15 protein-coding genes are annotated in these 13,705 nt (G+C 68.3%); 10 read left to right on the top strand and 5 right to left on the bottom strand.

Features of this window, described 5'->3' with window-relative positions; translation table 11 throughout:
- Positions 1 to 23: 23 nt before the first annotated feature.
- Entirely contained in the window at positions 24 to 992 is a 969-nt protein-coding gene (locus AC5WS7_RS29040) for a GlxA family transcriptional regulator (protein ID WP_495957789.1), read from the bottom strand.
- 74 nt (positions 993 to 1,066) lie between these two features.
- Here AC5WS7_RS29040 and AC5WS7_RS29035 point away from each other — a divergent pair, with 74 nt between their 5' ends.
- The gene (locus AC5WS7_RS29035) at positions 1,067 to 1,456 is read left to right on the top strand and encodes an avidin/streptavidin family protein (protein WP_495957788.1); all 390 of its coding nucleotides are present in this window, start codon (positions 1,067 to 1,069) and stop codon (positions 1,454 to 1,456) included.
- A 276-nt stretch (positions 1,457 to 1,732) separates the two neighbouring features.
- The gene (locus AC5WS7_RS29030) at positions 1,733 to 2,173 is read left to right on the top strand and encodes a DUF6924 domain-containing protein (RefSeq protein WP_495957787.1); all 441 of its coding nucleotides are present in this window, start codon (positions 1,733 to 1,735) and stop codon (positions 2,171 to 2,173) included.
- A 361-nt stretch (positions 2,174 to 2,534) separates the two neighbouring features.
- On the opposite strand, the gene AC5WS7_RS29025 is transcribed toward AC5WS7_RS29030, so the two are convergent.
- Positions 2,535 to 3,125 carry a TetR/AcrR family transcriptional regulator gene (locus tag AC5WS7_RS29025; RefSeq protein ID WP_495957786.1) on the bottom strand — a complete coding sequence of 197 codons (591 nt, stop codon included), beginning with the start codon at positions 3,123 to 3,125 and terminating at the stop codon, positions 2,535 to 2,537.
- Positions 3,126 to 3,220: 95 nt separating this feature from the next.
- Between AC5WS7_RS29025 and AC5WS7_RS29020 the strand changes: the two genes are divergently transcribed.
- Positions 3,221 to 3,808, top strand: a complete 588-nt coding sequence (locus tag AC5WS7_RS29020; protein WP_495957785.1) for a carboxymuconolactone decarboxylase family protein — start codon at positions 3,221 to 3,223, stop codon at positions 3,806 to 3,808.
- Positions 3,809 to 3,811: 3 nt separating this feature from the next.
- On the top strand, positions 3,812 to 4,714 hold the full coding sequence (locus tag AC5WS7_RS29015; protein ID WP_495957784.1) for an MBL fold metallo-hydrolase: 903 nt from the start codon (positions 3,812 to 3,814) through the stop codon (positions 4,712 to 4,714).
- A gap of 43 nt (positions 4,715 to 4,757) precedes the next feature.
- Here the strand turns inward: AC5WS7_RS29015 and AC5WS7_RS29010 are convergent, their stop codons facing one another.
- The gene (locus AC5WS7_RS29010; protein WP_495957783.1) at positions 4,758 to 5,624 is read right to left on the bottom strand and encodes a sterol desaturase family protein; all 867 of its coding nucleotides are present in this window, start codon (positions 5,622 to 5,624) and stop codon (positions 4,758 to 4,760) included.
- 98 nt (positions 5,625 to 5,722) lie between these two features.
- Positions 5,723 to 6,355 (bottom strand): TetR/AcrR family transcriptional regulator, encoded by a 633-nt coding sequence (locus AC5WS7_RS29005; protein ID WP_495957782.1) that lies wholly within the window; start codon positions 6,353 to 6,355, stop codon positions 5,723 to 5,725.
- Positions 6,356 to 6,508: 153 nt separating this feature from the next.
- Between AC5WS7_RS29005 and AC5WS7_RS29000 the strand changes: the two genes are divergently transcribed.
- Complete coding sequence (locus AC5WS7_RS29000; protein ID WP_495957781.1) at positions 6,509 to 6,643, top strand: hypothetical protein; 135 nt, start codon at positions 6,509 to 6,511, stop codon at positions 6,641 to 6,643.
- Between the two features lie 170 nt (positions 6,644 to 6,813).
- Here the strand turns inward: AC5WS7_RS29000 and AC5WS7_RS28995 are convergent, their stop codons facing one another.
- Positions 6,814 to 7,683, bottom strand: coding sequence for a LysR family transcriptional regulator (locus tag AC5WS7_RS28995; RefSeq protein WP_495957780.1), 870 nt, complete (start codon positions 7,681 to 7,683; stop codon positions 6,814 to 6,816).
- A gap of 121 nt (positions 7,684 to 7,804) precedes the next feature.
- Between AC5WS7_RS28995 and AC5WS7_RS28990 the strand changes: the two genes are divergently transcribed.
- The 5 genes from AC5WS7_RS28990 to AC5WS7_RS28970 form a co-directional block, all read left to right on the top strand.
- On the top strand, positions 7,805 to 9,151 hold the full coding sequence (locus tag AC5WS7_RS28990; protein WP_495957779.1) for an LLM class flavin-dependent oxidoreductase: 1,347 nt from the start codon (positions 7,805 to 7,807) through the stop codon (positions 9,149 to 9,151).
- Positions 9,152 to 9,186: 35 nt separating this feature from the next.
- The gene (locus AC5WS7_RS28985; protein ID WP_495957778.1) at positions 9,187 to 10,749 is read left to right on the top strand and encodes an ABC transporter substrate-binding protein; all 1,563 of its coding nucleotides are present in this window, start codon (positions 9,187 to 9,189) and stop codon (positions 10,747 to 10,749) included.
- Positions 10,746 to 11,789 carry an ABC transporter permease gene (locus AC5WS7_RS28980; RefSeq protein WP_495957777.1) on the top strand — a complete coding sequence of 348 codons (1,044 nt, stop codon included), beginning with the start codon at positions 10,746 to 10,748 and terminating at the stop codon, positions 11,787 to 11,789. The genes AC5WS7_RS28985 and AC5WS7_RS28980 overlap by 4 nt, the downstream gene beginning before the upstream one ends.
- Positions 11,786 to 12,721, top strand: a complete 936-nt coding sequence (locus AC5WS7_RS28975; protein WP_495957776.1) for an ABC transporter permease — start codon at positions 11,786 to 11,788, stop codon at positions 12,719 to 12,721. Before AC5WS7_RS28980 ends, AC5WS7_RS28975 begins: the two co-directional genes overlap by 4 nt.
- Positions 12,705 to 13,705: ABC transporter ATP-binding protein (locus AC5WS7_RS28970; RefSeq protein WP_495957775.1), on the top strand; the 1,001-nt coding region annotated here is incomplete at its 3' end. The genes AC5WS7_RS28975 and AC5WS7_RS28970, both read left to right, overlap by 17 nt.

Raw genomic sequence — 13,705 nt, 5'->3', positions numbered from 1 at the left:
GGGAGATTTCGCGAAAATCCTCTTCAGTGCCGGGCGGGTTGGGCGAAGGTGCGGCGGTAGTCGCTGGGTGTGGTGCCGACCTCGTCGGCGAATCGGCGGCGGAAATTCGACGGGTCGGGAAAGCCGGTGGCCGCGCCGACGGCGGCGACGGTCGCGTCGGTGCGTTCGAGCAGGGCGCAGGCGTGGTGAATCCTGCGGCGCAGCAACCATTTTCCCGGGGTCGTGCCCAGGTGCCGGTCGAACAGGCGGGCCAGGGTTCGCGGGGAGACCGCGCACCGGGTGGCGAGTTCGTCGACCGCGATCGGGCGATGCAGATTGTCCTCGATCCAGGACAGGGCGGGGGCGAGGGTATCGGGTTCGGGGGTGCGGCGGCGCGGGGGAGTCCGGGTGTACTGGCGCTGGCCGCCCTCCCGGTGCGGCGGCAGCACCATATGCCGCGCGATATCGGCCGCGTGTGCCGCGCCGAAATCGCAGCGGACCAATTCCAGGGCCAGATCGATGGCCGCGCCGGTACCGGCGCTGGTCGCGACGTCGCCGTGGTTCACGTACAGAGCGTGCGGACGCACCCGCACTCGCGGGTACCGTTCGCCGAGTTCCTCGGCCATCCGCCAGTGCGTGGTCGCCTCCCGGCCGTCGAGTAATCCGATGGCCGCGAGCGCGAAAGTGCCCGAACAGATGCCGACGATCCGCGCGCCACGGCGATGCGCCTCGGACAGGGCGCGCGTGAGCGCCGGCGACGGCTGTTCATCCCGGTCCGGCCAGCCGGTCACGAAAATCGAATCCGCCGTGCGGAGCGCGCCCAGACCGTGGTCGACGAGCATCCGGTATCCCGCCTTGGTGGGCAGCGCGCCGGGACTCTCCGCGCAGACCTCGAACGAGTAGCGGTTCGGCACGCCGGGATGTTCGATACCGAAAACCTCTGCCACACAGGCGAGCTCGAACGTCGACTGCGGCGGTATGACCACCGCGGCGACACGATGACGTCGATTCACGGTGGCAGGATAATCCTTGTCGGTGTCGATTTCGCCGCTTTCGGCGCACCCCGCGGGGCGGCCATCCTGAATGTATGACCGAAAGCGGCGAGCGCACCTGGATCGGGCGATGGCGCAATCAATACGGTTCGATTCTGACGATTGTCGACGATTCCGGAGGGCGTATTCGGGGCACCTTCCGAACCGCTCTGCAGGACAGCGGTTTCGCGGGCGCGGAGGCCGAAATCAGCGGCATCCACACGGGCACCTGCCTGAATTTCGCCTTCGCCCGATCGGATGAGCACGTCGAGACGATCGCGTCGTTCACCGGGCTGCTGCGCGAGGGGCGATTGGAGACGGTGTGGCACGTGGTCGCCGACTCCGCCGTGAAACCCCCGCGCCCGGGGGAGCCCGCGCAGCGGATGACGCTGCCCTGGCCGCACGCGGTGACGACCAATGCCGACACCTTCCAGCGGGTGCCGTGACCGCCGGACCTGCGGGTGCGGCGCGGATTGCCGGCCGTGTGCCGGCGCGGCGCGAAGTTATCTCGAGTCGAGATGAAACCGGCTTCGGTCGCGCGGGCCTGTTCGAGGTGCCCGAACCGACCGGCTCGCGGCCTACTGCCGCGTGGTCGGCGGATTGTCGATCATCCGATTCGGGTGAGGCGCTTACCCGGTGCGGATCGTCCGATTCCCCCGTGCGGACTAGTACGGTTGTGGCCTCGAGCCCGTTTTTTCTGATACCCGAGAGGTACTGCGCCAGTGTTTGTTCTGCCCGAGACCGCGAAGGCGGTCCTCATTCGCACGGACTTCTCCGATCAGCAGGCGTGGGAGGCCTGCCGGTCGGCGATCGATGCCTCCGCAAGGGCGGCGTTCGATGTGAGCATCGAACAGGACGTCGAGATACTCGACGATCCCGCCAATCGCGACATCACCGTCGAACAGCTGCTCGCACTGGAGAGCCTGGAGGACACCGACCACACGTTCGTGATGCTCGCGGACCGCGAGACCATGACGAGTTCGGAACATCCGATTCTGTTTCTGGACCTGTTCGAGGATCAGCGCGGAGCCACCGTCCGGGTCGCCGCCTCCGAGTTGGGCGAAGCGATCGGCAACGTGGACAACGGAAATATCACCATCGAGGACTACGCCGCCGCCGCGCAGCACGCGGGTGACGGGGCGGTATTCCGCGGTTTCGCCTGAGTGTCCTTCCCGAACCGAGGCCCGGCCTGCGACACGTCCTGTGGACCGTGTCAGGCCGGTGCCCGGGGTGCGCCCGGCGGGAAAGCCGAAGCCGGCCAGCGCTTCCGAGATCTCCCAGATGCGCCGGGCGTCGTCCGCGCCGCACAGGCGCGAGTGCATCTTCTGCTCGGCCGGTGGCCCGAATGACTCGCCCCAGCGGCGTAGTGCGTTCGCGGCCGGTAACCCGGGAAACCCAGTCGCGCACCGCATCCGAACTCGCGGACCGATCGTGACCGGAGTGCTCGGCCATTCGGATCGACGCGCGCAGCCCGGCTTTCGCGAATCCGGCAACGTGACCCTGTGACGATACGTTCGCGTCGGCTCAGTCCGGGAACAGCACGTGGATGGCGTCGGAGAAGTCCGTCACCGCGTCCGGGCCACCGAGAGCCAGATTGAGCAGGAACCCCGGAAGGATGGACAGGATCGCCTGTGCGACAACGTCTGCGGGCACGCCGGTCCAGGTTCCGGCTCGCTGCCGATCGCGGATCAGGGCGGCCATGTCCTGGGTCATGGTGCGTATCGCAGCCGAGAGCCGTTCGGCCAGTGCGGGATTGCGCAGGGACTCGGACCAGACCATCAGCGCCATGGCGGCGAGTTGCCGGTCGCGGTGGCGCTCGGCGACCGCCTCGAGCAGTTCGGCCAGCACGCCGCCGACGCCGCGCTCGGCGCTGCCGCTGTTCAGCGCGGTGTGCAGGACGTCGGCGACATCGTCGAGGTTCTGCACCGCGACGCCGATGATCATGTCCTGCTTCTTCGGGAAGTACCGGTAGACCGCGCCCGCCGACCTGCCGGCCTCGGTGAATACGTCCTGCATGGAGGTGCGGTGAAAACCATTGTTCAGGAAGCACTTTCGCGCCGCCGCCAGGATCTCGGCGCGCTGGTCGTCCTTGTACTGCTGGCTCACCCGTGGCATCGGTCCGCTCTTCCTCACCTGTTGACATACGGCCGGTACGAGCATAGCGTCGAAAAAAAGCGGATATCCGTCCTCTTTCTAGAAAGGGGTATGAAATGTTCCACGGTTCCCCCGATCCGGCCGATTTCGGCACCTTCGGCCGCTACAGCGAAACACCGGTCGACGACATGCCGCCGGATATGCGCGCCGCGTACGAGTACACGCTGCGGTTGCGGGGCATGGTTCCCGGCCCGCACAAGATCTGGCTGGCCAACCCGGCGCTGGCCGAGGCGATCGTGCCGACCGGGGCGTACTTCCAGCAGAGTTCGTCGCTGTCGAAGGCGGAGATCGAGATCGTCACCACTGTCGTCACCGGGCGCTGGCTCAGTGCCTACGCGAATTACGAACACGAGAAGATCGGCGTGCAGCTGGGTGGTCTGGAGCCGCGGCAGGTCGAGGCCCTCATCGGCGGACTTCCGACCTCGTTCGACGACCCGCGCCGGCAGGTCGTCTACGAGCTGGCTTCGATCCTGGTGCAGGCCCGCGTCGTTCCTACCGGCACGTACCGCCGGGCCGTGGCCGCGATCGGCGTCGCGGGCATCGTCGATGTCACCGTCCTGATGGGCTGGTTCACCGGCGTCTCGCTGACGCTGGCCGCCTTCGACGTTCCCGCGAACGCCACCGGACTCCGAGAGGAGAAATAAGTCGTGAAACAACTGCCCATGCCCGCGCCACTGCCCGATTCGATCCCGGTTCCGATCGCGGACCCACCGGCCGAGATGGATCTCGTCGCCGTGCCGACCGGGGTGAACCACCGAAATGCCGCGTATGCCTACGCCGGTGGGTCCGTCCTCGAGCGGCGCGATTTCTACATCGGTGCCGCACTCGTCAAGCATCCGCGGGGCGATCTGCTGATCGACTCCGGATTCGGACGCGATATCGCGGCGCAGCTGGCCACCATGCCCCGGCTCTTTCGAATGCTGACCCGATACGATGTCTGGAAGCCCGCGGCGGACCAATTACGCGGCGCCGGTTACGATTTCGATCGCCTGTCCGGGATCCTGCTGACCCACGCGCATTGGGACCACATGAGCGGAATCCCCGATTTCCCCGGCCTGCCGGTGCTGATCTCCCCGCGCGACCGGGCCGCGTTCCACCGCGACGACATGTTCGGCAATTTCCGCGGGTCCTTCCGCGAATTCCCGTTCAACTGGCGGGATCTGCACTTCGAGGGCGGGCCTTACCTCGGGTTTCCCCGGCACCACGACGTCTACGGCGACGGCTCGATCGTGTGCGTTCCGGCCCCCGGACACACCCCGGGCAGCGTGATCGTCTTCGTGACCCTGCCGAAGCAGGTGCGCTATGCCCTGGTGGGCGATCTGGTGTGGCAGCGCGAGGGGCTCAGCCGGCGGGTGGAGCGGCCGTTGCCGATCCGGCGACTGGGCGACTTCGATGCCGAGGGGAACCGGCAGAACATCCTGCGCATGGTGTCGATCATGCAGCGCATACCCGACCTGATCGTCGTACCGGCCCACGATCAGCGCGCATTCGCGGAGATGGGCCGTCTGCCGAATGTCACCACCGAAGGCCCGATCCTGTCCGGCGGATGAACACGGCCTATGAGATGCCTTGTCTGCCAGAAGTTTTCGCCAGTTACGCAGTCTGCTCGCGCAGGTGTTCCGGCAGCCAGCCGGGTGGGGCGAAGATGTAGCCGAGCCGGTCGCGCAGGCTCTTCGCGGCGCGGACATCGCGAATGATGTTGCCGTACTCGCGATATTGCAGCGCCAGCAGATTGTAAGTGCCTACAGGTTTGGTGAGACCATAAGTGGGGCGATGGGTTTCGGGTTCGAAGCTCCCGAACAGCCGGTCCCAGACGATCAGGATCCCGCCGTAGTTCTTGTCCAGGTACTGCGGGTCGCTGCCGTGGTGCACGCGATGGTGGGATGGCGTGTTGAACACGAATTCCACCGGCCGCCAGAGCTTTCCGACCGTCTCGGTGTGCACGAAGAACTGGTAGATCAGGTTGACCGTGAACGCGATGTAGATCGTCCAGGGTGCGAAACCCAGTAGCGGCAACGGCGCCCAGAAGATCGCCTCGGACCACGGATTCCACTTCTGCCGCAACGCCGTTCCGAAGTTGAAGTACTCGCTCGAATGGTGGGCCTGGTGTGCGGCCCACCCGATCCGCACGCGATGGGAGAAGCGGTGGTTGGCGTAGTAGGCCAGATCGAGGACCACCGTCAGCAGCACCCAGCTCCACCAGGTGTGGGCCGGAACATGCCAGGGCGCGAGGTAGGTCCAGAGGAAGACGAACAGCACCAGCGTCGCGGCCTTGAACAGTGCCGACGAGACCAGCGACCCCATCCCCATGCTGACGCTGGTGCGCGTGTCCCGGGGCTCGTAGCCGGTCGTCTCGTCGCGATCGCGCAACGTCAGCGCCTCCACGGCGACGCACAGGATGAAGACCGGAACCGCGTACAGCAGCGGCGTATTGATCTGGTGCCAGACCTGCGGGAACATCACGACTCCTCGAATTGACCAATTCGTAAGTTACCAATTCGTCAATTCGATGGCAACAGATTCGCCGGATCGTGACACCCCCGGGGCGGTCCGGTGGCTCAGCGGATCGCGGCGAAGAGCCGGCCGCTGCGCGCGATCATGGCCTCGGCGCTCTGCTCCGGATGACTCAGCCACCAGTCGACCAGGGCGGCGACCAGGCCGGTCCACACGGCGACCAGGGCGGACATATCCTGCGGATCGGTGAGGCCGTGGCCCGACAGGAATGCGGCCACGCCCCGGTCGGCCTGTGCGGCAATGCGTCCGCGAGCGGCCAGGGCGGCCTCGGCCGCGGGGCCGTGATCGGGATGCGATTGGTCGTAGACGACCTTCCAGTCGTGCGGGCGCGGTTCGAGCGCGGTGAAGATCGCCACGAGCGTGCGCTCGGCCATGTCGAGCGAGGCCGGACCGGCGAAGGATTCGTCGATCGCGTCGCCCAGCACCGTCGCCGCACGCTCCACGCAGGCGACGTAGAGGCCGTCCTTGGAGCCGAAGTAGCCGTACACCAACGGTTTCGACACCCCGGCCGCCGCGGCCACGGTTGCGGGTGACAGGCCCGCGTATCCCACCCGGGCGATCTCCACGGCCGCCACGTCGAGGATCTGGGCCTCGCGTTCGGCCCGGGGGACGCCCTTGGTGCCCGCGGTGGTCACGCGCTTCCCGGTTCGCCCGTCACCTCCCGCATCCGATCGCATCTGAAGAAAATTACCATCCGGTCGATCCGACGCTGAATCGAGCGACCGGCGCTGTGCGCGGCTCGCTCTCGATGCCGAATTACCTTGTGGGGTAGGGCGATTGGACCCTCCGCCGACCTCGATCCCGAAGCGACCGCCTCCAACCTGTCGGCGATGCTCGAGCACTCCTGCTATCTCTGGGTAGGCTTGGACGCCGACGCGGTCGGCGGTCCCCGCGACGACGTCGAAGCCATCGCCTCGGTCGCCACGCTGTGGTACACGGCCCTGCGCGGACCGCACGCGCCGTGAGGCGGGGCCGAGAGAATCAATTCCGGCCGAACCGAGCAGTAATTCCAGCGCTGCGGAACAAATAGAATCTCGATGATTTCAAAGAATTGATCAGCCCTCGGAAATCCTCGTCCGAGGAAACGGAATAATTCGAATCGTCCTGATCGTATCGATGGCCGGCGGGCCGGAAATCAGGCTCCCGCGGCCAGCCGCAGATGCGGGGAAAGCAGCGGGCGCAGTGCGTCCGCGGCGATCTTCGCGGTCGCCGCGGGCAGTCCCGGTCGAGCGCCGACGGACAACAGCAACGGCTTCGCGGCGGGGAGGTCGGAGCGCGGGACCAGCCCGTCGGGCGTCTGTCCGAGCGTGGCGAGCAGGGCCACTCCGACGCCGGTCGCGACGGCCGCGTGCACGCCGCCCAGTTGCGGGGCCTCGGCGCGGATCGAGGCCGGGAGATCGACCGCGGACAGAGTCTCGAGGGCGCGGCTGCGCAGTGCGCAGGGACTGTCGAAGGCGACGATCGGCACCGGATGCGGGCGGGGCGGCAGCTGCCAGCCCGGTGCCGAGTACCAGGTCAGCTCGAGTTCTCCGACGCGGATCGCGGTAGGATCATCGCAGTTCAGCAGCAGTGCGAGGTCGATCCGGCGGCTCGCGAGGCCGTCGCGCAGAGCAGCGCCGCGGTCGATGCGGAACCGGAACGAGAACTGTGGCGCGGCGCGCTCGATCGCGGTGGCGAGGGCCGGCAACAGCTGGGCGGCGGCGTGTTCGGTCGAGCCGATGGTGATGGTGCCGGCCGCCCGCGTGCCGAAGCCGCGCAGCGCGTCGTCGTGCAACTCGAGGATCCGCCGCGCGACGGCGAGGAGTTCGTCGCCGTCGGCGGTGAACCGTGAGCTGCGGCCGTGGCGCTGCAACAGTTGCCGGCCCACCGCGTCCTCCAGCCGGCGCACGTGCTGACTGACCGCGCCCTGGGTCAGGTGCAGATGGGTCGCCGCGCGCTGGAAGCCGCCGCAATCCGCGATTGCTACCAAGCTCCGTAACGGAGCGATGTCGAGATTCTTTTGCATGATTCCTACGATTATGCACTCATATTACGAATCATGATGGTTCTCATCACGAATGCTCGTTGGATGGGCGGTACGAATTCCCGTAATTTCGATGTGGCAGGAAATCGTTGGACGGAGCGGCGTGCGAAACAGACGGCAGATTCATCTGGGAGCCGTTCCCTACGGAACGGGCGGCCCGGGCAGTCATACTCTCTGGCTGGACCCGGACATCCCCGGCGACGCGAGCGTCGACATCGACTGGTTCACGGAGATGGCGTGCCTGGCCGAGCGCGGGCTGTTCGATCTGGTGTTCATCGTCGACAGCCAGTTCATCACGCCGTATTCGCCGCCGCACTACCTCAATCGGCTCGAGCCGTTGACGCTGCTGAGCGCGCTGGCGGTGCGCACGAGCCGGATCGGCCTGGTCGGGACGGCGACGACGAGCTTCAACAGCCCGTTCAACCTGACCCGCAGGCTCGGCTCCCTCGACCTCATCTCGCGCGGTCGCGCGGGATGGAACGTCGTCACCACCGGTGACGCGGGCACCGCGCGCAACTACGGGCTCGATGAGCACTACGACTACGACACGCGCTACGGGCGGGCCCTGGAATACGTCGAACTCGCTCGGGCACTGTGGGATTCGTACGAGGACGACGCCTTCGTGCGGGACCGGGCGAGCGGGCGGTTCCTCGACCGCGGCAAACAGCACCGGCTGGACCACGACGGCAGGTTCTTCCGCGTGCAGGGGCCGCTCAACCTGGTCCGCTCCCGGCAGGGGCATCCGGTGATCTTCCAGGCGGGCGACTCCGACCAGGGCCGGGACCTGGGGGCGCGGATCGGCGAGGGCATCTTCACACACGCCGCCGACATCCCTTCGGGCCGGGCGTTCTACGACGACATCAAGAGCCGGGCGAAGCGGTTCGGCCGCGATCCCGACCATGTGCTGATCCTGCCCGGCGTCAAGGTCGTGGTGGGCGACACCGACGCCGAGGCGCGGGAGATCGAGGCCGCGAATCACGCGGCGGACCACACCTTCACCGCGGCGCTCGAGGAGTTCGGGCGCCCCTTCGGGTGGCACGATTTCACCCGCTACGACCTCGACGCGCCGTTTCCCGCCGAGGCGCTGGTGCACGGCGAACGCTCCTTCTACACCCAGGCCAAGGCGATCACCGAGCGAGCCCAGCGCAACGGATGGACACTGCGGCAGACGGTGGAGGCCACCCGCGAGCGACGCAAGAGCGAGTTCGTCGGCTCCCCGGCGACGGTCGCGGACAAGCTCGTCGAATGGTGGCGGGCGCGCGCGTGTGACGGCTTCAACATCGCCATCGACCACCCGGCCAACTTCCGCCGGATCGTCGAGGAGGTCGTGCCGATTCTCCAGGAGCGCGGCGTGTTCCGCGCGGAGTACACCTCGCAAACCCTGCGCGGCCACCTCGGCCTGCCGATTCCGCCGAACCGCTACAGCGCGGCGGCCGGCCGGGCCGGATGACCGTGCCGCTCTCCGAGAAGGAACCAGCTTCGTCCATGTCTCTCAGCGTTCAGCGGACCGGCCGCTCCGCTCCCGTCACCGTCGGCCGCCGGGCGATGCTCCGGCTCGGTCTCGGCGCCGGCGCCCTCTTCGCCCTCGGGGCCTGCAGTGATGCGGGCGCCGGTTCGGTGAGCGGCGGAGGTCCGGGCACCGTCTCGTGGGCCTGGCAGCTGCCGACCACCTGGGACCCGGTGACCTCCTCGGCCGGCTCCGACGTCACGATGCTCGCGCTCGCCTACGATGCCCTGACCGCGCTGGACGGCGACGGCAACGCGGTCGGCTGGCTCGCCGAGAGCTGGGCCTACAACGAGGACGGCACCCGGGTCACCTTCACGCTCCGTCCCGGGCTGAAGTTCTCCGACGGCTCGCCGCTGGACGCCGCGGCCGTGGCCAAGTCCATCCAACGCGGGCGATCCGCGCCGGGCTCCCTCATCGCTCCGCAGATCGCCGACCTGAAAAGCGTTGCGGCGCAGGGAGACCGCGATGTCGTCATCGAGCTGGCCAAGACCAACTACCAGTACCCGCTGCTGCTCGCGGGCAAGACGGGCATGGTGGTCAATCCCGCGGTGTTCGAGAAGAACGCGCATGCCCTCGCGACCCGGCCCGCCGGATCGGGACCGTTCACGCTCGTCTCGTACGTCGACAACGACCACGCGGAACTGCGCAAGAACGAGCATTACCACCTCGCGGACCAGATCGGGATCACGCGGTTCCTGCTGTACCCGGCCGCCGATCCGGCGACCGTCGTCGCATCGGTGGCCTCGGGGCAGTACGACGTGGCGAAGATTCCGCCCTCGGGAATCAAGGCGGCCCAGGCCAGCGGCCTCGAGGTGCAGGTGCTCGACTCGATGTACGTCGCCGTACTCGACGTCAACACCTCGAAGCCGCCGTTCGACAATCCCGCGGTCGTCGAGGCGTTGAAGTACGGCATCGACCGCGAGGCGATCAGGAAGATCGCCAACTTCGGCATCGGCGACGTGGTCTACCAGCCCTTCCCCGAGGGCTACGTCGGTTTCAGCGCGGCGCTGAAGGATGCGTTCGGCTACGACCCGGCCAGGGCGCGCAAGATTCTCGCCGATGCCGGATTGTCCGGCGGTGTGCGCTCCACGCTGTCGGCGTCGGCGCCGATTCCGGCCGCGGTGGAACAGATCCAGGCCCAGCTCGCGGAGATCGGCATCCACCTCACCATCGACCCGGTGCCGACGTCGCAGTGGACCCAGATCGTCTACCTGAACCGCGCCAAGGCCCTGGGCTACGACGGATTCGCCGGCCGGGAGTCGCCGGTGCAGGCGTTCCAGGTGCTGTTCAGCTCCACCGGGCTGATGAACCCGGCGCGCTCGGGCGACCCGGAGCTGACCGCGCAGCTGGCGAAGGTCGCGGCAACTCCCACCGACGCGCCCTCCTACGCCGCGACCTTGCAGGAGGCGACGCGGATCGCGGTCACCCGCTTCCCCAACACCTTTCTGTACGAGGTCCCGAGCATTCTCGCCCGGCGCAAATCGCTTGCGCCGCTGAAACAGCATCCGAGTCTGCTGCGCTGGGAAGGAGTGCCCGCATGACGGAAGTGACTGCGGTGCAGAATCTTTCGGCGGTCACGCCGCGGCGCGCGTCCATGGGATCGCCGGCGGTCCCGGTGCGCCGGTTCGCCCGCTTGCTGCTCACGTCCGCGACCGTGCTCGTGCTCGCGTCGCTGATCACCTTCGCGCTGGGTGCGCTCAGCAAGAACAACCCGGCCGCGGTGGTGCTCGGCGAGACCGCGACGCCGGACGACATCGCGCGGCTGAACCACCGGTTCGGACTCGACCGGCCGCTCGCCGTGCGGTATCTCGACTGGGTGTGGGCCGCGCTGCACGGCGATCTCGGGCAGTCGTGGTTCACCACGGTCCCGGTCGCCCGGTCGGTTCGGCTGGCGTTTCCCGTGGACCTCTCGATCGCGCTCTACGCGCTGCTGCTCGCGCTGGTCCTGGGCTTCGGCTTCGGTATCGCCGCTGCCGTGCGACCCGGCGGGCCGGTCGATCGGATCGTCACCGTGCTGTGCTCGGTGCTGGCCACGATGCCCCCCTTCGTCATCGGCATCGCGCTGATCGTGCTGCTCGCGGTGAAGGCCCGCATCTTCCCGGCCGGCGGCTACTCGCCCTATGCGATCGACCCGCTGCACTGGCTGCGCTACGCCACGTTGCCCGCTCTCGCCCTGGCACTCGAAGTGGCCGCGAACATCGCGCGCCAGTTGCGCACCTCCCTGGTGACCGCGCAGTCGGAGAACTACGCCATCGGCGCTCGCATGCGCGGATACAGCAGGGCCCGTGTGCTTTTCGGCCACGTGCTGCGCAATGCCGTCGCGCCGGCGCTCGCCGTCGTGACCACCGCCCTGCCGTTGATCATGGGTGGCGCGGTGATGACCGAGAAGCTGTTCAACCTGCCCGGCGTGGCCCAGTTGGCGTTGCAGTCCGCCCAGCGCGGCGACGTGCCCGTCGTACTCGGCACGCTGCTGGTCACCTCGGCCGTCGTACTGCTGGGCACCTTGGCGCTCGGTGCGCTGCAGATCGTGCTCGACCCGGCCGCGCGCCGCGGCGCCACCGCATCAGGAGGCCGGCGATGACGACGCTGCGCAGACTCGTCTCGATTCGCAGCGCCCGGATCTGCCTGCTGATTCTCGCCGCGGTGCTGTTCCTCGCGGTCTTCGGAAGCGCGCTCGCGCCGTACGACGCCCTGCGCCAATCCCCGGATATCCTGCGCGGCCCCAGCGCCGCGCATCTGCTGGGCACCGACTATGTCGGGCGTGACGTGCTCAGCCGCCTGATGTCCGGAACCTGGTTGTCGGTCGTCGGTGCGGTGGAGGCGGTCCTGGTCGGAGTGTGCCTGGGCGTGCCCGTCGGTCTCGGGTCCGTGTGGGCGGGTCGGGCCGGCGAGTGGTTCGCGCTGCGCATGTCCGAGACGTTGACCGTGCTCCCGTTCACCGTGTTCACGATCGCCGTGGCCGCGACCCTCGGGAACGGTATGAACCAGGCCATGATCGCGGTCGGAATCCTTTCCTCCCCAACGTTTTTCCGCATCAGCCGCGCGGTAGCCCTGGGGCTGCGGACCACCCAGTACGTCGAGTCCGCCGAGCTGATGGGCGCGTCCACCTGGTGGATCCTGCGCACCCACATGTGGAGCAAGGTGCTGCCGAACGTCGCGGTGGCGGCGGCGCAGGCCACCGGCGCCGCGCTGCTGATCATCGCCTCGCTCACCTTCCTCGGCGTCGGCGTCACGCCGCCGTCCCCGACCTGGGGCGGCATGCTGGCCTCGGACCTCGGATATCTGGAACTGCAACCGTGGGCGCCGCTGTTCCCGGGCGTGCTGATGATGCTCACCGTCGGCGCCCTCAACATCCTGGCCGACTGCGTCCGCGAGGCGAGTTCCGCGGCTCCGCGCGTGCGGCGCGGACTGTTCACCCGGCTGCTGGGCCGCGGCCGGCCGACGCCGAGCGTGATCGCCGCGGCGAATCCCGCCTTTCTCACCGAGGAGTTCGACCGTGTCCCTGTTCGATGATCCGACCTCCGGCGCCGATCGGCCGGTGCTGCGCGTCGAGAGCCTGAATGTCGGTGTCGGCGGCGGCCACCGGGCCTTGCGGGACGTCTCCTTCGAGATCCGGCGGGGCGAGACCGTCGGCCTGGTGGGCGAATCGGGGTCCGGTAAGACGCTGACCTGCCGCGCCGTCCTCGGACTGCTGCCGCCCGCGGTGACGATCGAGGGCGGCGCCGTCACGCTGGGCGAGGGCGCGGACGAGGTCGAACTCACCGGCGCCCGGCCCGCCACCTGGAAGCGGTTGCGCGGCAGCCGGATCGCCGCGGTCTTCCAGGACCCCGGCTCGTACCTGAACCCCTCGCTCACCATCGGGTATCAGGTCGCCGAGCAGTTGCGCGTGCGCGGCGGCCTGACCCGTCGCGCCGCCCGGGACCGCAGCCACGAACTGCTGGGCGAGGTGGGTATCCACGACGCGGAGCGAGTTCACCGGCTGTACCCGTTCCAGCTCTCGGGCGGCATGCTGCAGCGGGTGCTCATCGCCATCGCGATCTCACTCGGCCCGGAGTTGCTGATCGCCGACGAGGCGACGACCGCGCTGGATACCATGGTGCAGGCCGAAATCCTGGATCTGCTCGAGCGCCTGCGCCGCAGCCATCGGCTGAGTCTGCTGTTGGTGACGCACGACCTGGCGGTGGTCGCCCGGACGTGTCACCGCGTCATGGTGATGTACGCGGGCGAACTCGTCGAGAGCGGGCCGACCGAGCAGGTACTGCGCGATCCGCGCCACCCGTACACGCAGGCCCTGTTGCGTGTCGCCTCGCTGGGCGACTGGTCGCGGCGCAGGCTTGCGACGATCGACGGGCAGCCACCGGCCTCGGGCGAGCAGATCACCGGTTGCCGTTTCGCCGCGCGGTGCGCGCACGCCGGGCCGGGCTGCGCCGACGGGGTGATTCCGTTCCGCGAAGTCGGCCCGCGGCGTTCCGCGCGGTGCGTCCGGGATTGGGCGGC

This window comes from Nocardia sp. PLKS1-43 (assembly GCF_059510335.1).
The sequence above is the reverse complement of the archived record's forward strand: the minus strand, read 5'-3'. Positions and strand labels throughout refer to the sequence as shown.